This window comes from Nitrospirota bacterium (assembly GCA_040754395.1).
Lineage (GTDB): Bacteria > Nitrospirota > Thermodesulfovibrionia > Thermodesulfovibrionales > SM23-35 > JBFMCL01.
In genome coordinates this window covers 71,235-91,296 of sequence record JBFMCL010000009.1, presented here as the reverse complement: position 1 = coordinate 91,296, position 20,062 = coordinate 71,235, and the positions used below count along the sequence as shown (strand labels likewise).

19 protein-coding genes and 1 pseudogene are annotated in these 20,062 nt (G+C 47.5%); 8 read left to right on the top strand and 12 right to left on the bottom strand.

What is annotated here, in order from left to right:
- The first annotated feature begins 61 nt into the window (after nucleotides 1-61).
- The 5 genes from AB1552_06480 to AB1552_06460 all read left to right on the top strand — a co-directional run bounded on the left by AB1552_06480 (nucleotide 62) and on the right by AB1552_06460 (nucleotide 5,313).
- Nucleotides 62-1,042, top strand: coding sequence for a response regulator (locus tag AB1552_06480; protein MEW6053422.1), 981 nt, complete (start codon nucleotides 62-64; stop codon nucleotides 1,040-1,042).
- Nucleotides 1,036-3,753 (top strand): valine--tRNA ligase, encoded by a 2,718-nt coding sequence (locus AB1552_06475; protein ID MEW6053421.1) that lies wholly within the window; start codon nucleotides 1,036-1,038, stop codon nucleotides 3,751-3,753. The genes AB1552_06480 and AB1552_06475 overlap by 7 nt, the downstream gene beginning before the upstream one ends.
- A complete protein-coding gene (locus AB1552_06470) occupies nucleotides 3,743-4,231 on the top strand; it encodes a hypothetical protein (protein MEW6053420.1) in 489 nt (162 codons plus the stop codon). The genes AB1552_06475 and AB1552_06470 overlap by 11 nt, the downstream gene beginning before the upstream one ends.
- 1 nt (nucleotide 4,232) lies before the next feature.
- On the top strand, nucleotides 4,233-5,063 hold the full coding sequence (nadC, locus tag AB1552_06465) for a carboxylating nicotinate-nucleotide diphosphorylase (GenBank protein MEW6053419.1): 831 nt from the start codon (nucleotides 4,233-4,235) through the stop codon (nucleotides 5,061-5,063).
- A gap of 67 nt (nucleotides 5,064-5,130) precedes the next feature.
- A complete protein-coding gene (locus AB1552_06460; GenBank protein ID MEW6053418.1) occupies nucleotides 5,131-5,313 on the top strand; it encodes an SAP domain-containing protein in 183 nt (60 codons plus the stop codon).
- Here AB1552_06460 and AB1552_06455 read toward each other — a convergent pair.
- From AB1552_06455 to AB1552_06440, 4 genes are all read right to left on the bottom strand, one after another.
- Complete coding sequence (locus AB1552_06455; protein ID MEW6053417.1) at nucleotides 5,310-5,462, bottom strand: hypothetical protein; 153 nt, start codon at nucleotides 5,460-5,462, stop codon at nucleotides 5,310-5,312. The two genes, AB1552_06460 and AB1552_06455, sit on opposite strands and share 4 nt — an antisense overlap.
- A gap of 49 nt (nucleotides 5,463-5,511) precedes the next feature.
- On the bottom strand, nucleotides 5,512-6,777 hold the full coding sequence (locus AB1552_06450; protein ID MEW6053416.1) for an MFS transporter: 1,266 nt from the start codon (nucleotides 6,775-6,777) through the stop codon (nucleotides 5,512-5,514).
- A gap of 85 nt (nucleotides 6,778-6,862) precedes the next feature.
- Nucleotides 6,863-7,882, bottom strand: coding sequence for a 3-deoxy-7-phosphoheptulonate synthase (gene aroF, locus AB1552_06445; GenBank protein ID MEW6053415.1), 1,020 nt, complete (start codon nucleotides 7,880-7,882; stop codon nucleotides 6,863-6,865).
- A 283-nt stretch (nucleotides 7,883-8,165) separates the two neighbouring features.
- Entirely contained in the window at nucleotides 8,166-8,909 is a 744-nt protein-coding gene (locus AB1552_06440; GenBank protein ID MEW6053414.1) for a LysR substrate-binding domain-containing protein, read from the bottom strand.
- 21 nt (nucleotides 8,910-8,930) lie between these two features.
- Here AB1552_06440 and AB1552_06435 point away from each other — a divergent pair.
- Both AB1552_06435 and AB1552_06430 read left to right on the top strand, forming a co-directional pair.
- Nucleotides 8,931-10,409: pseudogene (locus tag AB1552_06435) on the top strand (sodium:solute symporter family protein).
- Nucleotides 10,410-10,541: 132 nt separating this feature from the next.
- Nucleotides 10,542-11,066, top strand: coding sequence for an HAD-IIIA family hydrolase (locus AB1552_06430; GenBank protein MEW6053413.1), 525 nt, complete (start codon nucleotides 10,542-10,544; stop codon nucleotides 11,064-11,066).
- Nucleotides 11,067-11,142: 76 nt separating this feature from the next.
- Here the strand turns inward: AB1552_06430 and AB1552_06425 are convergent, their stop codons facing one another.
- The 8 genes from AB1552_06425 to AB1552_06390 all read right to left on the bottom strand — a co-directional run bounded on the left by AB1552_06425 (nucleotide 11,143) and on the right by AB1552_06390 (nucleotide 19,212).
- Nucleotides 11,143-12,543, bottom strand: coding sequence for an alginate export family protein (locus AB1552_06425; GenBank protein ID MEW6053412.1), 1,401 nt, complete (start codon nucleotides 12,541-12,543; stop codon nucleotides 11,143-11,145).
- 88 nt (nucleotides 12,544-12,631) lie between these two features.
- Nucleotides 12,632-13,930 (bottom strand): phenylacetate--CoA ligase, encoded by a 1,299-nt coding sequence (locus AB1552_06420; protein ID MEW6053411.1) that lies wholly within the window; start codon nucleotides 13,928-13,930, stop codon nucleotides 12,632-12,634.
- 24 nt (nucleotides 13,931-13,954) lie between these two features.
- Nucleotides 13,955-14,689 (bottom strand): ABC transporter ATP-binding protein, encoded by a 735-nt coding sequence (locus AB1552_06415; protein MEW6053410.1) that lies wholly within the window; start codon nucleotides 14,687-14,689, stop codon nucleotides 13,955-13,957.
- Complete coding sequence (locus AB1552_06410; GenBank protein ID MEW6053409.1) at nucleotides 14,676-15,422, bottom strand: ABC transporter ATP-binding protein; 747 nt, start codon at nucleotides 15,420-15,422, stop codon at nucleotides 14,676-14,678. The genes AB1552_06415 and AB1552_06410 overlap by 14 nt, the downstream gene beginning before the upstream one ends.
- A gap of 28 nt (nucleotides 15,423-15,450) precedes the next feature.
- Nucleotides 15,451-16,401: a branched-chain amino acid ABC transporter permease gene (locus AB1552_06405; protein MEW6053408.1), complete on the bottom strand. Its 951-nt coding sequence runs from the start codon at nucleotides 16,399-16,401 to the stop codon at nucleotides 15,451-15,453.
- Between the two features lie 89 nt (nucleotides 16,402-16,490).
- A complete protein-coding gene (locus tag AB1552_06400) occupies nucleotides 16,491-17,435 on the bottom strand; it encodes a branched-chain amino acid ABC transporter permease (protein ID MEW6053407.1) in 945 nt (314 codons plus the stop codon).
- A gap of 8 nt (nucleotides 17,436-17,443) precedes the next feature.
- Nucleotides 17,444-18,604 carry an ABC transporter substrate-binding protein gene (locus AB1552_06395; protein MEW6053406.1) on the bottom strand — a complete coding sequence of 387 codons (1,161 nt, stop codon included), beginning with the start codon at nucleotides 18,602-18,604 and terminating at the stop codon, nucleotides 17,444-17,446.
- Nucleotides 18,605-18,780: 176 nt separating this feature from the next.
- Nucleotides 18,781-19,212 carry an ACT domain-containing protein gene (locus tag AB1552_06390; protein ID MEW6053405.1) on the bottom strand — a complete coding sequence of 144 codons (432 nt, stop codon included), beginning with the start codon at nucleotides 19,210-19,212 and terminating at the stop codon, nucleotides 18,781-18,783.
- Between the two features lie 261 nt (nucleotides 19,213-19,473).
- On the opposite strand from AB1552_06390, the gene AB1552_06385 reads away from it, so the two are divergent.
- A complete protein-coding gene (locus tag AB1552_06385) occupies nucleotides 19,474-20,061 on the top strand; it encodes an indolepyruvate oxidoreductase subunit beta (GenBank protein ID MEW6053404.1) in 588 nt (195 codons plus the stop codon).
- Nucleotide 20,062: the final 1 nt, after the last annotated feature.

The following is a 20,062-nucleotide window of genomic DNA, read 5'->3' as shown; positions in this document are numbered from 1 at the left end:
TTCGCTTGACTTTTTCGGCACTTAGCAATAAAATTTTTCAATAATATCTGAGAGGTGTAAGTTGGGACATAAGCTATTGCTTGCAGACGACAGCATTACCATCCAGAAGGTTGTTGAACTCATTCTCGCTGAAGAGAATTTCGAGATAAGATCAGTGAATAACGGAGAAGAAGCGCTGGCTATTATTCGCTCATTCAAACCTGACGTGGTGCTTGCCGACATAGAAATGCCGAAAATGAACGGTTACCAGCTCTGTGAAAAGATCAAGGAAAATCCTGCTACGTCAGGAATCCCTGTGATACTTCTCACCGGAGCATTTGAGCCGATTGACGAAGAGCTCGGAAAACAGGTTCATGCAGACGATTTTATCGTAAAACCGTTCGAATCTCAGGAACTGGTAAACAAGATACACGCAGCTCTGTCCGCATCTGAAGGGGTCGGGGTAGAAATAGTCAGTGCTCCGGATGAGATGGAAGGAATCGTTGAGGCCGAGGCAGTCGGTTTTGAGGAAGCCACTCTCGAGGAAGACCTCTGGGCGATGGAAGAACTACCGGAAACTGCCGACGAATTCAAGGGCTGGCCTTCGGAAGAAGGTACGGAAGCAGGCACCGAAGAATTTGTCGAGTTGGCAGAAGAGGCTGAAACGATCTCTGAAGCAGATATTGCGGAAGAGCCGGCATTTACCAAAAAACCGGCAGCCGCAGAATTTGCGGTTCCGGTTGCAGACGTTTCCGTTCCATCAGGCGACGAGCTGAAGGCAGTATTCGAAAAAGCTGTTCATGCAAAGATATCTTCATCTTTATCCTCGATTGATATAAAAGAAGTTCTTCTTTCCTCAATGATGCCCATAGTGAAAGATTCTGTCGAAAAGATACTCTGGGAAGTTGCACCTGACCTTGCAGAACGTATGTTGAAAGAGATGCTGAAAGGTTCACTCGAATCCCTGACAAAAGAAGTTGAAAAAGTCATATGGGAAACCGTACCTGACCTCGCAGAGACGTTGATTTCGAAGGAAATAGAGAGGATAAGGTCAGAATTTTAGACAAGGGTTTCAATCCACAGGGCATCGAGGAAAAGTGGTACCAGTACTGGGTTTCCCATGGGTATTTTTCACCCGATTCGGACTCTCGCGGTGCTGCTTTTTCTCTGGTCATTCCCCCGCCAAATGTTACAGGCTCCCTGCATATGGGGCATGCGCTGAATACCGTTATCCAGGATATTCTTGTCCGGTGGAAACGCATGTTGGGGCACAAGGTTCTCTGGTTGCCCGGCACAGACCATGCGGGAATCGCCACGCAAAATGTTGTGGAAAAGCAACTCACATCTGAAGGGCTCGACAGGCATACACTCGGGCGCGAAGCCTTTATCAAACGGGTTTGGACATGGAAGGCCGAATACGGGGGGAAGATCATCCATCAGCTCAAGAGACTCGGTGCCTCGTGCGACTGGTCACGGGAACGTTTTACGCTCGATGACGGCCTTTCAAACGCTGTCAGACAGGTTTTCGTCAGACTCTATGAGGAAGGCCTCATATACAGAGACAACAGGCTCATTAACTGGTGTCCGCGCTGCCATACTGCGCTTTCAGACCTCGAGGTCGAACATGAGGAGTTCGAGGGAAAACTGACGCATATTAAATATCCCGTTTCAGGCAAGGAAGGAAAATATGTCATCGTCGCGACAACACGGCCTGAAACGATGCTCGGCGACACGGCTGTTGCGGTCAATCCCAAAGACACCCGATACAAGAAACTTATTGGAAAGGAACTCAGGCTGCCTCTGACGGACAGAACAATTCCGATTATTTCCGATAATGCGGTCGATCCTTCATTCGGAACCGGCGCCGTGAAAGTGACACCTGCGCACGACTTCAGCGATGAAGCGATTGCAAGGAGACAGACCCCTCAACTTGAATTCATCAAAGTCATCGGGGACGACGGCAGAATGACTCCCGCTGCAGGAGACAGGTATGCAGGCCTCGACAGATATGAATGCAGAAAGCATGTCCTTGCAGACCTGAAAAAACTTGGTTTGATCGGAAAGGAAGTCCGGCATACATATGCAATCGGCCATTGTTACCGCTGCAAGACCATCACGGAGCCGTTGTCTACGCCCCAATGGTATGTAAACGTCCAGCCAATGGCGTCGGAAGCCATGAGGGTGGTCAGGGAACGTTCAATAAACATAGTACCCAGGTCATGGGAAAACACCTACTTTGCCTGGATGGGCGACATAAAGGACTGGTGCATTTCCCGCCAGATCTGGTGGGGACACAGGATACCTGTATGGTACTGCGGGAAAATGCAGAATGAGACATGCAGGGAGAAAAACGGAATGATTGTGTCCATGGAGACTCCCGGTCTTTGTCCGTACTGCGGTGCAGACTCTCTTTCACAGGACGAGGATGTGCTTGATACATGGTTCTCGTCGGCATTGTGGCCATTCTCTACACTTGGCTGGCCCGAAAATACCGATGATCTCAAAACGTTTTATCCCACCAGCGTCCTCGTGACCGGGTTCGACATAATCTTTTTCTGGGTTGCACGGATGATCATGATGGGAATGAAATTCATGGAAGATGTACCGTTCCGTGATGTATACATCCATGCACTTGTAAGGGACATAAAAGGCCAGAAGATGTCCAAGTCAAAAGGCAATGTTGTGGACCCGCTCATTATGATAGACAGATATGGCACGGATGCCTTCAGGTTCACTCTCGCTGCCTTCGCGGCACAGGGCAGGGACGTTAAGTTTTCAGAGGAAAGGGTCGAAGGATACCGGCATTTCGTGAATAAACTCTGGAATGCGTCCAGATTCATCATGATGAATACGGAAGAGTCTTCCGGCGCCAACCATATGCCGGAAAGCGAATTAAACATTTCTCTTCCCAGCAAATGGATACTGAGCAGGCTTGCGGTAACCGCAGATGAGGTCAACACCGCGCTCGAAGAATACCGGTTCAATGACGCATCAAGCAGTATATACCAGTTTATTTGGCACGAGTTCTGTGACTGGTATATCGAGATGGCCAAGACCGAATTCCGGGACCCGCAAAAGGAAAGAGGGGTCAAATGGTGTCTTGTCCATACGCTCGACACTTGTCTCAGGCTTCTTCACCCCTTCATGCCCTATATCACTGAAGAAGTCTGGCAGAAAATCAAACCTCGGAGAGCAGAGAAGGGAGATACCGGAGACAGGACGGCAGAGAGTATCATGAGATCCTCCTATCCGGGGGCATTACGGTCGGATCACAGGTCCGAGGCTGATATGTCACATATCATAGAAGCGATCACTGGAATCCGGACTATCAGGGGAGAACTGAATATCACACCGTCCACCAAACTGAATGCGTCCATTAAGCCTTATTCCGTTTCTTGCGAGAGGATCCTGAAAGACAATATCGGATATATAAAAAGCCTTGCCAGGCTTGACAGAATAGAAATAAGCACCACTATGCAAAAACCCCCGGGATCTGCGACCTCTGTCAAAAGTTCCATGGAGATCTTCGTTCCGCTCAAGGGGGTCTTGAATATTGACGCAGAACTCGATAGACTTATCAAGGACAGCGCTAAGATCGAATCAACGATAGCTTCGTTGAATAAAAAGCTCCTGAATGACGATTTCCTCCAGAAGGCACCAAGGGAGATTGTCGACAAGGAAAAAGCAAAATATGAAGAAATGATACACATGAAGGACAAAATTACCGAAAGCATAAGAATACTCAGAGAAGCGGAGGTGAAGGATGATAAATAAGAGAGAAAAAGAACTGGAAAAAAGTGATATCGACTTCATCGAAGGAGAGTTTATCAGCATCAAGCAGAGCACTATCAGAGCGGTCGAAGGCGGACATATAGAACTGCAGCAGGTTGGAGCCCTGAGCATTGACGGGGAAAAGATCGAAGTTACCCAGGGCGCCTCGGGAATACTCAGAGGAAATGATGTCAGTCTCAACCAGAGCATCAGCGGGGTAACCGCAGCGGATAATGTTTCAGTGAATTTTTCATGCGTTCCCCTGGCGATTTCACGCGACGAAATACGCTCAAACAGGTCAGCCGTCGGAATCATGGCAGCAAAGGATATCAAAACAGAGCATACTTCCGCGTTCCTCGTGATTGCAAATAATATTGAAGGAAATGTCAACACCCTGCTCGACTGGCGTTCTGCCATCGCCTTATCTGCGGTCTTTGGAGGTCTTTGGGGATTCTTTTCCCTGCTTTTCAGAAGGAAATAGGATGGATATTCCGTCAAGTGTGACTGGTTTTCTGCATCGTGCACTTGAGGAAGATATCGGTCACAGCGATGTCACTGCTTCTCTTCTGATACCTGAGGAACAGGAATCAAAAGCCCTTTTCGTTGCAAAAGAACCCTTTGTTCTCGCAGGGTTCCCGTTTGTCAGTGAGATCTTCCGTATACTCGACCCATCAACAGATGTGCAGGTTTTTTTCCATGAGGGTGCCCGGGCAGGACAAGGTGACATACTTGCTGAAGTGACAGGAAAAACCCGGGTTATTCTCCGGGGAGAGAGGGTCAGCCTGAACATTCTCCAGAAACTCTCGGGTATAGCAACCCTGACCAGTATGTATGTCGAGAAAATCAAGGGGCTGAAGGTAAAGATCGCCGATACCAGAAAGACATCGCCGTGTCAGAGGTTCATGGAAAAATACGCAGTGCGAACAGGAGGAGGAGTAAACCACCGATTCGGCCTTTTTGACGGGATTCTCATTAAGGACAACCATATCACAGCACTGGGCAGTATAGGCGAAGCAGTCAGACGTGCAAAAGCCTGCCATCATCTCCTGAAGATCGAGGTGGAAGTTGAAAATCTCGACGGACTTCGTGAAGCATTGGAAGCAGGAGCAGATGTTGTTATGCTTGATAACATGTCACTCAGCCACATACGGGAGGCGGTGACGATTTCATCGGGAAGGGTGATTCTGGAGGCCTCCGGTGGTGTCGGAATCGATACTGTCAGAGGAATTGCGGAAGCCGGCGTCGATCTGATTTCTGTCGGTGCACTGACCCACTCTGCAAAGGCGGTTGACATCAGCTTGAATATAGTCTGACAACGTGCTAAGGTGAAGCATATTGGAAGTTTTTTTTACTAATGTTTTCCGTTGAGGGAGATATACCATGACATTGAAAGAAATCAAGGGAATGGCGAAAGAAAAGGGAATTAAAGTCGGAAATATGAAGAAGGCGAACATGATCCGCGCAATACAGAAGTCAGAAGGGAACTTCGACTGCTTCGGAACTGCGACCAAAGGAATGTGCGATCAGATGCACTGCATGTGGAGAGAGGACTGCATGGTCTAACTGGTTTCCTTTGTAACAGATACCACGACAACCCTGTCGCGCCCTTCATCTTTTGCCTGATAGAGGGCCCTGTTTGCTTTTCTTCCCTGTTTCTGATTGACTTCTCTTATACCTTTCCAACCGACATACCAAGCTCCCACACATTTCATGATTGCCCCGTTCACCAGCAAGCAGGTCAAAAGGAACCGTCATCCCGGGCTAATCTGAAATAATGCTGTCTTCAGGAGAAGTGCTGCGGAGGAACAGGGAACCGGCTGCACCCAACAGCGCCACTCCCGCGGCAAGCAGCAACGCCGGGGATAAGGAATTGCTGGCATCCGCGATAACGCCGGCGACACTCGGACCGGCAGCTTGGCCAATCCCGAAAAAAAGCGTAATAAATCCGAGTCCGGCTGGCGCAAGTCGTGGACCAAGCAGATCTCCGCATGTTGCAGCCATAATTGCAGGGATACTCCATGCCGAGATGCCGAACAGGATAGCGGACAGGACAAAACCCGGAGCAGAAGGCCAGACTGCAAACAGTGCAAAAGAAGATGCCTGTATGATATAGACAATCACAAGAGCTGCCTTTCGTCCGAATTTATCCGAAAACGATCCCCAGATCAGTCCGCATAAGAGGCTTAGCCACCCCATCAGCATGAACAGCCTTCCTGCTGACTCCTGGGTGTATCCACCCTCGGCAATCAGGTATTTGGTAAAAAACGTCATATAAATAATATAGGAAAATCCGAATGCAACATAAATCAGACCCAAATGCCATACAACACCTGACTTATACACTTTTCCCCAGTTGAGCTCTTTTCCCTTCACGGTAACCGTTTTACTATCCTTTTCAGCTCCAATGGGAAAGAGTCCGATATCTGAAGGTTTATTGCGCAGGACGGTAAACGCAAGGACAGCCAGACCCAGGGTTATCCCCGCAAAAATAAACCAGCATAAACGCCAGCCATCCATGCCATACACCTTCAGCACATGAGGCACAAAAATACCGAGTACAATCAACGCGAAAGAAGAGCCCGTGACTCCGATGCCTGATGCCAGACCACGGCGATGCCTCACAAACCATGCTGCAAGCAGCCCCATGGCCGGCACATTGCTGGCGCCACTGCCTATGCCTGTAAGTGTTCTCCATACCGCAGCAGTGCCAAAACTGTTCGCAAGGCCCGTGAGCAGCATGCCTGCAGCAGCAACACTGAGCCCTGTAGTAATGACAACCCTTGGTCCGTAACGTGCTGCAAGGGCACCTCCCAGAACAGACAATACCAGGTATCCGACAAGATTGGTAGTTGCAAGACCGCCGGCCTGAGTGTTATTCATACCGAGCCCTGACTGCATGGAAGGCAACACCATCGTGTACCCAAACCTTGCCAGTCCAAGGGCACCGAAGACGACAAGAGTTCCGACAGCAAGAATCAGCCATGCGTAGTGAAAAGGCATGGCTCTTTTGGAATTTTCCGCGTGCATCCGCATATTCTTAATTACAGATTTCTATTCTCTTCCCATTCTCAATGTACCACACATAGCATAGCACCTGATCGTCCTTTTGGTGCTACAGGCTTCTTTCAGACACCTCTGCAAACAGTCTCAGTTTCGCCATCATCGCAGCAAAGTTTTTTGGTTTGAGCGATTGCGGACCATCGGAAGAAGCATGTTCCGGATCAGTATGCACTTCCACGATAAGCCCGTCCGCACCCGCAGCAATTGCAGCAAAGGCCATTGGCTCCACATAGCGATAATTCCCTGTGGCATGTGACGGGTCAACAACTACCGGCAGATGGGTTTTCTCCTTCAATACAGGTATTGCCGAGATATCAAGGGTGTTCCGGGTTGCTGTTTCAAAAGTGCGGATTCCGCGCTCGCACAGGATGACTGAATGGTTTCCTTCACTCAGGATGTATTCAGCGCTCATAAGCAGTTCCTGAACAGTCATGGACATCCCGCGTTTTAAGAGCACAGGCTTTTGGATCTGGCCAAGCTTTTTCAAAAGCTCAAAGTTTTGGGCATTTCTTGTTCCTATCTGGAGGATATCCGCATATTCTGCAACAAGGTCTGCTGTTTCAGGATTCACCACTTCGGTTATTATCGGCAATCCCGTTTCCTTCCCGGCTTTTGCAAGCAGTCTTAAGCCTGCTTCTTTCATACCCTGAAACGCATAGGGGGATGTCCTCGGTTTGAAAGCCCCCCCCCGTAATACCTTCGCACCCGCCTTTTTCACCGCTTCTGCCACCTCGATGATCTGCTCCTCACTTTCCACTGCACACGGTCCTGCCATGATTACAATTTCTTTGTCGCCTATGCTGACAGTGTCACTGATCCTGATGACGCTCGTCTCCTTCTTGACTTCCCTCGATGCAAGTTTGTAGGGCTTGAGTATCGGAACAACACTCTCCACTCCATGCATAAACTCGATTGACTGCAGAATCACCTTTCCCCTCTCATCCCCTACAGCGCCTATCACATCTCTCGTAGTACCATGTATTACATGGGGCTTGTAACCATATTCCCTGACTTTCTTGATCACCTCATCCCTCTCACGTTTTGTTGCGTCTGTTTTCATCACGATAATCATTTTGCCCTCTCCTTTTCCATGCCCGGAAACCAAAAAGGCCGGAGAGTTCTTCCGGCCCTTATATTTCTGTACATACAATAAAAAAAGCCGGGGTTACTTTCCGTCTACCCTCGGCTCCTGGTTGATCTTTTGTGTCAGTTCCGTCTATCTCTCACAATCGACCATTCCCTCAGGCAGACGGCCTAAAGAAAAAGCCGCACCAAAAGGTAAAGAGAATATATGAGAAACAGAACGAATGCATGAATATTATTAACAGATTCGTCAAACAGATGTCAAGATATTATCAGAGGTCTTCATGAGGGTACTTCTTCACGAACAGCAGGAACTCCTCAGTGGCGACCGGAAGATTCTTTCTGGAAAACACAATAAGAGAAAAATCCCTTACAATATTTCCTTCCCTTAGTGAAAACGCATGGATTTTTCCATCCTGTATTTCTTTCCTCACTGCCCACTTGGACACAACAGACATACCTGCCCCCCGTTCAACAGCTTTTTTTATAGACTCGGTGCTTCCCAGAGTAAGAGTGACATACAGATTGTTCGTATTAATACCATAGAGCGCAAAGAATTCCTCTATTTTCTGTCTTGTCCCCGATCCTTCTTCTCTGAGAATAAAGGGTTCTCTTGTTATATCAAGGATTGAAACCGTCTTTTTTCTTGCCAACGGATGAAACGACGATACAATCGGAACAAGTTCGTCAGAAATAATCGGCTCCGCCTTCAAAGTCGTCTTGGATATCTCTCCTTCAACAAGAGCGAAATCAATCAATTGCGAAGACAGGAGTTCTTCTATTCTTTTCGTATTTGTTACCAGCATGGTGATCTTGATTCTTGGATACCTCAGCTTGAAATCAGTAATAATGCGGGGAAGAACATAGTTCCCTATTGTTGTGCTTGCACCGACAGTTATTCCTCCTTTTATCGTCCCTGTTATTTTCGCAATCCGTTTTTCAATGTCTATATAGTGAGCAAGAACGTGTTTTGCCTGTTTGTAAAGAATCTCTCCGGCAGGTGTGAGAGTAATCATATCTTTTGACATGTCGCAGGTGAATTTTATGTTGCTGCAAAACAGGTCCATCCCGTGCTGAACGGCATGGCAACAGGCGCGGACTTCATGTCTGCTGCCTCGTTCATTTCAATGGCGGGAATGATTTCATTCCTCGGAAGAGACGGTGCAATGTACCTGATGGTCGGAATGGCCATTGTTTTTTTCTACGCCGTTCTTGGCGGCATGAAGGGCATTACCTACACGCAGGTTGCACAGTACTGCGTTCTGATTACCGCATACCTGATTCCTGCCATATTCATCTCAATCATGCTCACAGGAAATCCCGTCCCGCAAATGGGATTCGGAAGCTCTCTCAGTGAAAACGGAATGAGCCTGCTGAATACGGGTAGCGGGTATCTGTTGGACAAACTGAACAATATCCAAAAAGAACTCGGCTTTCCTGCATATACCGGACGTGGATCCAAAAGCATGATCGATGTGTTCATGATAACCTTTGTCCTCATGGTAGGGACAGCCGGGTTGCCTCATATTGTTATCCGCTTCTTCACAACCCCAACAATTCGCGGTGCAAGGGCATCAGCAGGATGGGCACTGCTCTTTATCGCAATTCTGTACACTACCGCACCGGCAGCTGCTTCCTTTGCCAGACTCAATATGATCCAGACCCTGAATAACAAAACCTATACTGAAGCTCCCAGCTGGTTTAAGAACTGGGAAAAGACAGGACTGTTTGCCTGGAAAGATAAAAATGGTGACGGGAAGATCCAGTATGCACCCGGGAGCGCCTTTAAGGGAAAGGTGGAATTTGTCAAAGATCCACAGGGAAAACCGGTCATAGGCCAATACGGAGAGAGAGTGGTTAAGACAGATGCGACACCCGTCGAGAAAAGTAAAAATGAGCTTTACATCGACAATGACATTATAGTTCTGGCAAATCCTGAAATCGCCAAACTTCCTGCCTGGGTAATTGCATTGGTAGCAGCGGGAGGGTTGGCAGCTGCGCTTTTAACAGCCGCCGGCCTGCTGCTCGTAATTTCCTCGGCCATATCACACGACCTCATAAAAAATGTGATTGCACCGAGGACTTCCGAAAAGGTGGAACTGATATGGGCGCGTATTGCAGCCGCGCTGGCGGTTATTGTAGCAGGATATCTGGGCATTCATCCACCTGGATTTGTTGCGCAGGTAGTCGCTTTTGCATTTGGGCTTGCAGCGTCTTCGTTCTTTCCCGTCATCATCATGGGCATCTTCTGGAAGAAAACAACAAAGAAAGGAGCCATTTTAGGGATGCTGAGCGGCATAATCTTCACCGCTGCATACATCATCTATTTCAAATTTGTCAGCCCGGAAATGAACAAACCCGAGAACTGGTTATGGGGCATTTCACCCGAGGGGATTGGTACAATAGGAATGGCAATCAATTTTGTCGTCACATATATCACTTCAAAATTCACCAAGGAACCCCCGAAAGAGGTTCAGGATATGGTTGCCACTCTCCGTTATCCAAGGGAGATATAACATAGAGAGAGGTTTTTTCCTGTGAGGAAAAATGAGAATGCCATCGGCCTTGAATGTTTCACGTTTATCGAACGTCTGAGGGGCTAATCGCCGGAATCAGAATAAAGGTGAATTTTGCACCAAGGTACAGGGATGCATAGCGCGATATTTTTGGACAGAGATGGTACGATCAATGAAGACGTAGGAGATCTGTTTTCTCCGGACAGGTTAGTCTTTATCCCCCGTTCGATCGAGGCTTTAAAGATCCTGCAGCTACGCTTCATCCTCTTCATCGTCACCAACCAGTCCGGAATCGGGGGGAATGCCTTCACCGAGGAGATCTTCCTGGAATTCAATGCACACTACCTCCGCGTACTTGACAGTCATGGCATCCATATAAGGGAAGTTTTTTATTGCCCGCACAGGAAAGAGGAAAACTGTTTTTGCAGAAAACCCAGTGTATATTTCGTAAAAAACGCCGAAAAAACACACAAACTGGACTTGCGCAGTTCCTATGTGATAGGAGATCATCCTCACGACGTTGAAATGGCATGCGGTGCGGGAGCCGGTTCAGTGTATGTTTTGACAGGTCACGGCAAAAAGCACTTTCGGGAACTCAAGACCAGGCCCGATTTGATTGCGAAAGACATCTTTGAAGCGGCTCTCTGGATTATATAGGGATGTGATAGCCTGCCTGCACGGCAGGTGACTATCACATCCCTTGGTACAACGAGGCTAATTGCCCTGTGTTCCTTTAGATCTTGAACTGGAGCTGCCACCTCAGGAATTGGGCGTTTTTCGCGCTGTCGGCATAGAAATCACCGGGAATAAAATACTCATACTGGAAAAATGCATCGATATTCTTATTGAATTTGTGGGTGAGAAAGAATGTTGGCAGATGTCCCCTCTCATAGCCATCGTCGAACATCGCCCTTCTACTGGGTACAGGATTTGCCTGCTCGTTTGCTCTGAAGTACTGATACGAGAGCGCCAGTTTTGTGTCCGGTGTCAGTTCCATGTTTACTTTTGCCATGTACAGCTGGAGATTTGTCCAGTAACCGGGAATCCCCGCAGAATCCGTCATTACTTCAAATATCTGGGTATAGATAAGGAGCTCATTCCAGTAAGGATTCCTTGAAAACAGAGGGTCCCAATTTTCGTTTTTGGAAGTGCCGGGATCATCGCCTGACAGATACACAAAACGGAGCTCAAGCTCGGGTTTCAGTTTCATATCCGCAAACTTGCGCTTTCCAAAGATATATCCTCCGTATCCGGCCCTGTCTCTCCCCCCGTCATATTCTCCGAACTGGTATGCAAATTCGCCTCCCATCGTCCATGGAGCCATTTGATATACCGCCCGTGCTCCGAGGGTATTCAGATCGAGATCAGGCGTTGGAGGTCCGATAGGATGCTTTTCCTCTTTCTTGAAAATATAATACGGCTCAAGATTCAGGTTTTCACTGAGTTTGTCTCTGCCATACAGGACAAAAGCCTGTTCGTCAGAGGTGTTCAGTATCCTCTTCTTGTCCAAGTAAGTTGCGCTGTTCTCAATGGCCGAGCGCCATGCCGGCAGATATCTGTCCTGGAACTGGTTCGTGATATACACGAAATCCACATTATGATTCTCGTTGATTTTCCATTTTGCCTTTGCCGCATTAAAATAGAACGTCCTCGAACCGTCATTCGGGTTTCCGTCAGCGATCAGAAATCCCTCTCCATACATATCCGGTCCCAGAAAATCCTGCCTTCCAATTTTCAGATCGACCGGGAGACCAAAAACATTGTTCGCCTTAACATACAGATTGTCGACAACCATCTCATTTTCATCAAGTGACGTGAAATGCCCCCTTTTGTCGCTTGGATACTTATAGGGCCCCAGGTTGAGATACACTTCACTGGTAAGCTTGAGATATGCACTGGTGTCCTTATTGAAGTCTACGCTGCCCCAGAGAGACGTCTTGAAGCGGAAAAAATTTCTGTCGTAAAGACTATTTGATTGAGGCAGTGTTTTTAAGTCGATCACATTATCCCATATTTCCTGCCTGATCCTTTCTGACGCACCGTAATTAAAGGTCATTTCAGCAGATGCATCAGAAACCAAAAAAATACCCCCCAGCAACAACAGCAATACTGCAGCGAAACACTTTCTCCTCATAATACTACCCTCCTTTGTCTAAAATAATGGGACAGAATAGCATAATCGCTATTTTTTTTAAACATTTTTATTCATCATTTTTTTCATGTCACAGCGGCCTGTTGTCTATGACCCTCTTTGCCTTTCCCTCAAACCTCCCGAGTGTCTGTTTCTCAACAGGTTTGACTTCCACAGATATGCCGAGCTCTGATGCAAGTCTCGATTTGATCCGGTCAATGAAATCCCTCTGTTTCCTGACCTGATCGAAAAATATGGACTCGGACACCTCGACAAGAACAGTCAATTCGTCAACCGCAGTCTTCCTGTCGATAATGATCTGATAATGAGGCTCTGTTCCTTCAATCTCAAACAATACGGATTCGATCTGAGAAGGAAAAACAGTAACCCCCCGTATTTTGATCATGTCATCGGTACGTCCCATAACCTTATCCATTCTCACGAATGTCCTTCCGCACGGACAGGGTTCAGTGATGAGGCTTGTCAGATCCCTGGTTCTGAACCGTATTACGGGAAACGCCTCTTTTGTGAGCGTCGTGATGACGAGTTCGCCGTGTTGTCCTTCAGGCAGGGGTTCGAGTGTCTCCGGATCCACAACCTCGACAAGGAAATGATCCTCATTGATATGGAGGCCTTTGCGCTCCTGACATTCCCCGGCCACTCCCGGACTCATAACTTCACTCAGGCCATAATTGTCAGTCGCGATGACTTTAAGCTTCCCCTGCAGTTCATTCCGCATTGCTTCCGACCACGGTTCTGCTCCGAACAGGCCGTATTTCAGGGAGAGAGAATTGACATTGATTTCCATCTCCATGATGGTATCAGCTATTGCGAGGGCATAACTCGGAGTACACATGAGTGCAGTCGTCTTGAAATCCTGCATTATTTTAATCTGCCGCTTTGTATTTACGCTCGAGATAGGAATAACCGATGCCCCGATGCGTTCCGCGCCATAATGAAGACCCAATGCCCCGGTAAAAAGTCCGTAATCAAAGGCAATCTGAACGATATCATTTTGATTAACCCCGCCTGCCGCAAGAATTCTTGCCGCAAGGTTAGACCAGTTCTTTATGTCATTCCGCGTGTACCCTACAGCTGTCGGCATACCGGTTGTGCCGGAAGACGTCTGAACCCTCACCACCTCGCGCATGGGAACTGCAAACATTCCATAGGGATAGCTCAGCCTCAAATCATCTTTTGAGGTATAGGGAAGCTTACTCAGGTCTTCAAGCGAGCGGAAGGCGTCAGGATCAATTCCCATCTTCTCGAACTTCTTCCTGTAAAAAGGAACATTTTTGTACACCCGTAACACCGTGGCCTGAAGTCTCTCGAGCTGCAACTGCCTGAGAGATTCTCTGCTGATGCATTCTCTTTCTCCTTCCCAGTACATACACATCCTCCGTCTAGTTTAGAATCAGATAGTGTAATCTACATCCCTGCCTAAGTAGGCTCTCTGGACATCTCTGTTCAATAGGAGGTCTTCTGCAGGGCCCTGGAGTATAATTCTCCCGGTCTCAAGAACATACCCTGTGTTCGCGATTCTCAGGGCACTCCGTGCGTTCTGCTCCACCAGAAGCACCGTAAGACCATAGGTATCCCGTAACTCGATAATGTGCCTGAATATCTCCTTTATTACTATCGGTGCAAGTCCCATGCTCGGTTCATCAAGAAGAAGAACCCTCGGCCGTGCCATGAGCGCACGTCCGATAGAGAGCATTTGCTGCTCTCCGCCTGAAAGTGTCCCGGCCAGCTGTTTCCTCCGTTTCTTCAGGATGGGAAACACCGTGTAGATCATCTCTATATCATCCCTGACTTTTGCGCGATTCTTCAGTGAATGCCAGTGAAAAGAGCCGAGCAACAGATTGTCCTCAGTGCTCAGGGGTTTAAATACAAGCCGGCCCTCGGGGACATGTGATATCCCTTTTTTTACTATGACATCCGGGTTTTGTTTCGAGATATCAAGACCATCAAATACCAGACTTCCGCTGCTTGCCCTGATAAGGCCGGATATAGTATGCAGAAGGGTTGTTTTTCCTGCTCCGTTACTCCCGATAAGCGTTACGATCTCTCCCTTGTTTACATGGAGAGAAACCCTCTTAATGGTGTGTATCTTGCCATAGTAGACATCGACATTCTTAAGTATGAGCATTATACCCTTTCTGCACCTCTTCCTCCTCTCCAAGATATGCAACAATGACATCCGGGTTTCTCTGTATTTCGAGGGGTGTGCCTTCGGCAATCACTTCACCGAAGTTGAGGACAGTGATTGAGTCGCTTATTTTCATTACAAGTTCCATGTCATGTTCGACAAGAACCACGGTTATCTTCAGCTCATCCCTTATTCTTTTTATTATCTTTCCAAGGTCGCTCGTTTCCTTAATATTCAACCCCGCGGCAGGTTCGTCAAGCAGGACAAGCCTCGGTTCCGTGGCTAAAGCCCTTCCAATTTCAAGAATCCTCTGCTCCCCGATCGGGAGATTGGAAGCGACCTCGTCTTTTCTGTGACCAAGATTGACATACTCAAGCACCTCTTCACTTTTTCGAAGAATTTCTTTCTCTTCCCTCAGGACGGAAGGAAGTTTAAACCCTGACGAGAAGAACCCGGCCTTGGTTTTCGAATACCGGCCGACCATGATATTCTCGATCACAGTCATGTTGCCGAACAGTTCAACATGCTGAAAGGTACGTGAGATACCTTTTCTGGCAATCTTTGAGGTCGGCAGGTTAACGATTCTCTCGCCCTGAAATACTACTTCGCCCTTATCGGGCTGATGAACCCCGCTCACAATATTGAGCAGTGTTGTCTTTCCTGCGCCATTCGGTCCTATGAGCGCTTTAATATCTCCCCGTGTGACATCAACACTGACATTTCTCAGGGCCATGAGCCCCCCGAAATTTTTCCAAACCTCTTTAATGCTCAGCAACAGCGGGACCTCTGAATTTCTTTAGTTTTTCAGCTATGAGGGGAACCAGACCTTTTCTGAAAAACATCAGGGTCAGCGTCAAAATCAGACCGTACACAAGCACATCCAGTTCCTCAAATTTTCTCAGGAGCTCCGGCAGTACAGTAATCACCACCGCGCCGATTATCGCCCCCCACAGATTTGTAATCCCTCCAACGATCACCATCATAAGCACCAGGATAGAGTAAAACAATGAAAAACTGCTCGGGCTGATAAATGTCACATAATGTGCATAAAGACTCCCGGCCAGAGACGCGTATACCGCACTCAGGATAAACACCTTTATTTTAATCGCGGTGACATTCAGCCCCATGGCATTGCATGCCAGTTCGCTGTCATGTATGGCTCTCAACGCCCTGCCGGTTCTTGATTTGATGAGATTGATAGAGAAGAACATTACTGCCGTCACAAGAACCCATATCAGATAAAAATACTCTTCTGTTGAAACCAGGGTATAGCCAAGGACACTGACATGCGGGATATCCCCGAACCCTGAAGGACCACCCGGGCCCCATTCATTCAGGATAATGTAAATTATTTCTCCAAAGCCAAGAGTGGCTACTGCAAGGTAATGCCCTTTCAACCTCAGGGCAGGGACTGCAAGTATCACCGCGGCGAAGGCAGCAACGATCATTCCGCAGACCGCGCTGAGTATCACCGGAAGCCCTGCATGCAGGCTCAATATCGAGGAGACGTATGCACCGATGCCATAAAACCCTGCCTGGCCCAAAGAGACCTGTCCTGCATATCCCATAAGGATGCATAAGCCTATCGCCACCAGGGAATTTATTCCTGCAAATATCCCTATGGTCAGTGTATATGAGCTGTTCGAGAGGAGAGGAAACAGAACAAAGAGCAGGACAAGAACCAGCAAGGACAACACATCCTCTTTTTTCATCTGTAAATCCTTACTTCCCTCCTCTCCCCATGGTAAAGGGAGCTATTTTTTGTCCTTTGCGCCTTCTGCAGACAAGAATGCTGCACGGGCTAAAACTTTCTCAGCTGGAGCATGGTTTTACTGACAAATAATCCGGAAGGTTTGAAGAAGAGAATCATCAGGAGAATAACCAGAGCAACTGCATCCTTCGATCCGGAATGCAGATACCCTGCGGTCATGGATTCGAGCACACCGATGATAAATCCGCCGAGCACAGCCCCCCTGTTGCTGCCGAGGCCTCCCATTATTGCCGCACAAAACCCTTTTACCGCAAGCATAGGGCCCTTGTCATACTCCATAAGAGAAATGGGAGTTATCGCCATGCCCCCGATTGCGCCGACGATGGCACTCAATATAAAAGACAGCATGACCATCTGCGACACATTGATACCGACAAGTTTCGCTGCAGTAGGATTCACCGCACAGGCAAGCATTGCTTTTCCCATCATCGTCTTTTTAAAGAAGAGAAACAGCAGCACGATGCAGAAACCTGTAATGCCCACGACCCAGAGCGCCTGTTGCTGGATAATGGCCCCTGAAATATTCAAAGGTTCTCCCTCCGTAAAAGCAGGGTACACATAGGGCTCCTTGCCGAAGCTGAACATCAGGATACCGCGCAACACGATCGAAACCGCAATGGTAATCATAATCATCAACAGTAAATCCGGATTTTTCAGGGGTTTGATCGTCAGCCTTTCCATCAAAAGCCCGACAACCCCCGCAGTAAAGATGGTAAGTGCGACCGATACGAAAAAAGGGAGTTTCAGTGATATGTAAAAAAACCACATCATGAGTCCGCCAATCACAACAAACTCGCCCTGCGCAAGATTGATGATGGACGTAGCATTGTAGGTAATATTGAAACCTATTCCGACCAGGGCATACACTGCCCCGACGGTAAGACCTGAAAAAAGAAATTGTAAAAAGACTGTAAGCAAATTGTGATATTCCCTGAAGAGAATCGGGGGGATGCTGTCATCCCCCCAATCGTTCAATCCATAATTTATTTCAGCAGTGACCAGTCACCGTCTTTAACCACAACCATCTCAAACGCATTCTTGTCCAGTCCGCAATGGTCGCTCTTCGACATATTGAAAACACCACCGGTCCCCGGCCAATTCTTGATCTTTGTCTCTATGTAATCCCTGATCTTCTTTTTATTAGGGCCAACTTTTTTTATTGCATCAACCAGCATCATGATGGAGTCGTACGCATGCCCTCCGAAGGTGCCCGGTTCGCTTTTATACCTTGCCTCATAATCCTGGGTATACTTTTTCAATAATGCTTTCTGCGGGTGCTTATCAGGGAGTTTTTCCCATACCACCAGTCTTCCAAGGGGTGCGATGACACCTTCTGCAGCCTTCCCTGCCAGCTCTATGTTCTTCTTGCTTCCCCAGCCATGACTTTGATAGAGCGGGATGTCCATCCTCAATGCATGCCAGTTCTTCGTCACAATAACCTGCCCCGGACCTACTGACCAGTTGATCACTGCCTGGGCACCCGATGCCTTTATCTTGGTAAGCTGGGTAGTCATATCCGAATCTTTCGGGCCATATTTCTCATCTGCAAGAATTGTGATGCCATATTTCGGCGCAATTTCCTGGAGTGCTTTTCTTCCTGCATCACCGAAACCGGTCGATATCGTGATGATGCCCACCTTTGATATGCCCTGTTTTTTCATGTACTCATAGATTGCCTCTACCGCGCTGGTGTCGTATTGGGGAGTTTTGAAAATCCAGTACCGCTCACTGACAGGCTGGGTTATCGGGGCTCCTGCCGCACAGGATAAAAGGGGTGTTTTGGCGTTATTCATAATAGGAACCAGTGCCATTGATTCACCGGTAGTAGACGGTCCCACAATTGCCAGCACCTTGTCATTTTCAAGTAGTTTCTTTGCGGAGAGAACTGCCTGCGTTTCATCACTTTTTGTATCCTCAATAATAATCTTTACGGGATGTCCGTTTATTCCGCCTGCTTTGTTAATCTGTTCCTCAAGCATGAGCGCAGTATTTTTTTCAGGTTCTCCCAAAAAAGAGGCGGGACCGGTTACCGCAAAAAGCGCTCCTATTTTATACGGTTCTTTTGCGTGGACATTTCCGATCAGCAGTACAACAGTCAAGACCGCTAACAGCACTACCAGTAACTTCTCCGTTACTTTGTTCATGATCTCCTCCTTGCATTAAATTATTCAGGGATACTTGGTATTTTTCCCCGGTTCCATAAAATACGCTTATGCTGCATATCACAGGAAAAACTTCATACTATGCGCAACTGTTACGATCCTCCCTCCGGTTTCCGTACCGAACGATTCTTGGGATCGGATATATCAATTCAAGTTTCTTATAGCGCAGAGAGTTCTTCTCCTTCCAGGATTCTTACCCCCGCCTTTCTTAATATGCTGACAGATTTTTCCAGCTCATCAAAGCGGAATATCACGATCGCATTCTCTCCGCTCTTCTCGACGAAGGCATACATGTACTCCACATTTATTCCTTCATCCTTTATCGTGTTCAGGATATTTGATAACCCCCCTGGTTTGTCCGGCACTTCAATTGCCACTACCTTCGTCTTTTCAACGGTGAAACCGCTTCCTTTCAGCACCTGCCGCGACTTTTCGGTATCATTGACAATGAGCCTCAGTATGCCAAAATCCCCGGTATCAGCAAGATAAAGTGCCCTGATATTGATCCCTGCTTCGGATAACACGGAGGTTACCTCCGCAAGTCGCCCCGACTTGTTCTCCAGAAATATGGAAATCTGCTCAACATTCATGGTCCACCGCGCGAAAAAACCTGGATATAACACTATCACATTTTGGAGCAAGAAAACAATATTTTAAACTCTTTTTCATGCAACGCATTTTCTTAATTGATTGCTTAAACAGCGCGATTCACCGCTGTTTACAGGAAATTTGAATATATGATAGAATGATAGACTTTTTATGCCGTTTTCTTGTTTTTCGGAATTTTGTTTATATAGCTTGCGATTGCGGCAAAATCACGGTTTACGGCAACCGGCAATTAACGAGGGAAAATGGAAACAACAAACGTTCTTTTTTCGGGTGTGGGCGGACAGGGTATAATACTTGCCAGTGCGATTTTAACCAAGTGTGCTTTTGTCTCGGGATATATGGTAAAAGAAAGCGAACTGCATGGCATGGCACAGAGAGGAGGAAGTGTGACAAGCCATGTGCGCTTCGGGGAAGAAGTATATTCGCCTTTGATCCGGAAGGGCAAGGCTGATTTTCTTATCGCGCTTGAAGAGCTTGAGGGACTGCGATATGCAGACTTTCTCAAACCTGACGGCTATGTGATACTCAACCAGAAAAAAGTGATGCCTTCTGTGCTCAATCCGGACCTTGCCCCGTATCCTGAAAATATAAAATTCCAGTTGGAGGCAATGGGGTTTCACGTTGATGCAGTAAATGCCTTCGAAATCGCAAATACGCTTGGGAACCCGAAACTGGACAATATTATCATCATGGGAATGCTTTCCCGGTACCTGCCCTTCACTATCTCAACATGGGAAACGGTGATACGGGAATCTGTTCCCGCAAAGACAATTGAGCTCAACCTTTCGGCGTTCAAGATAGGGCGTGAAATTACCGAGGTGAAAGTATAGG

Bases quoted from the DNA above. Each gene is read 5' to 3' on its own strand.
- AB1552_06460 (MEW6053418.1), top strand. From the start codon at position 5,131: ATGACATTGAAAGAAATCAAGGGAATGGCGAAAGAAAAGGGAATTAAA.
- AB1552_06455 (MEW6053417.1), bottom strand. From the start codon at position 5,462: ATGAAATGTGTGGGAGCTTGGTATGTCGGTTGGAAAGGTATAAGAGAA.
- AB1552_06405 (MEW6053408.1), bottom strand. From the start codon at position 16,401: ATGAAAAAAGAGGATGTGTTGTCCTTGCTGGTTCTTGTCCTGCTCTTT.
- aroF (MEW6053415.1), bottom strand. From the start codon at position 7,882: ATGATTATCGTGATGAAAACAGACGCAACAAAACGTGAGAGGGATGAG.
- AB1552_06395 (MEW6053406.1), bottom strand. From the start codon at position 18,604: ATGAACAAAGTAACGGAGAAGTTACTGGTAGTGCTGTTAGCGGTCTTG.
- AB1552_06415 (MEW6053410.1), bottom strand. From the start codon at position 14,689: ATGCTCATACTTAAGAATGTCGATGTCTACTATGGCAAGATACACACC.
- AB1552_06425 (MEW6053412.1), bottom strand. From the start codon at position 12,543: ATGAGGAGAAAGTGTTTCGCTGCAGTATTGCTGTTGTTGCTGGGGGGT.
- AB1552_06430 (MEW6053413.1), top strand. From the start codon at position 10,542: ATGCATAGCGCGATATTTTTGGACAGAGATGGTACGATCAATGAAGAC.
- AB1552_06385 (MEW6053404.1), top strand. From the start codon at position 19,474: ATGGAAACAACAAACGTTCTTTTTTCGGGTGTGGGCGGACAGGGTATA.
- AB1552_06470 (MEW6053420.1), top strand. From the start codon at position 3,743: ATGATAAATAAGAGAGAAAAAGAACTGGAAAAAAGTGATATCGACTTC.
- nadC (MEW6053419.1), top strand. From the start codon at position 4,233: ATGGATATTCCGTCAAGTGTGACTGGTTTTCTGCATCGTGCACTTGAG.
- AB1552_06450 (MEW6053416.1), bottom strand. From the start codon at position 6,777: ATGCACGCGGAAAATTCCAAAAGAGCCATGCCTTTTCACTACGCATGG.
- AB1552_06420 (MEW6053411.1), bottom strand. From the start codon at position 13,930: ATGTACTGGGAAGGAGAAAGAGAATGCATCAGCAGAGAATCTCTCAGG.
- AB1552_06410 (MEW6053409.1), bottom strand. From the start codon at position 15,422: ATGGCCCTGAGAAATGTCAGTGTTGATGTCACACGGGGAGATATTAAA.
- AB1552_06390 (MEW6053405.1), bottom strand. From the start codon at position 19,212: ATGAATGTTGAGCAGATTTCCATATTTCTGGAGAACAAGTCGGGGCGA.
- AB1552_06440 (MEW6053414.1), bottom strand. From the start codon at position 8,909: ATGATTACTCTCACACCTGCCGGAGAGATTCTTTACAAACAGGCAAAA.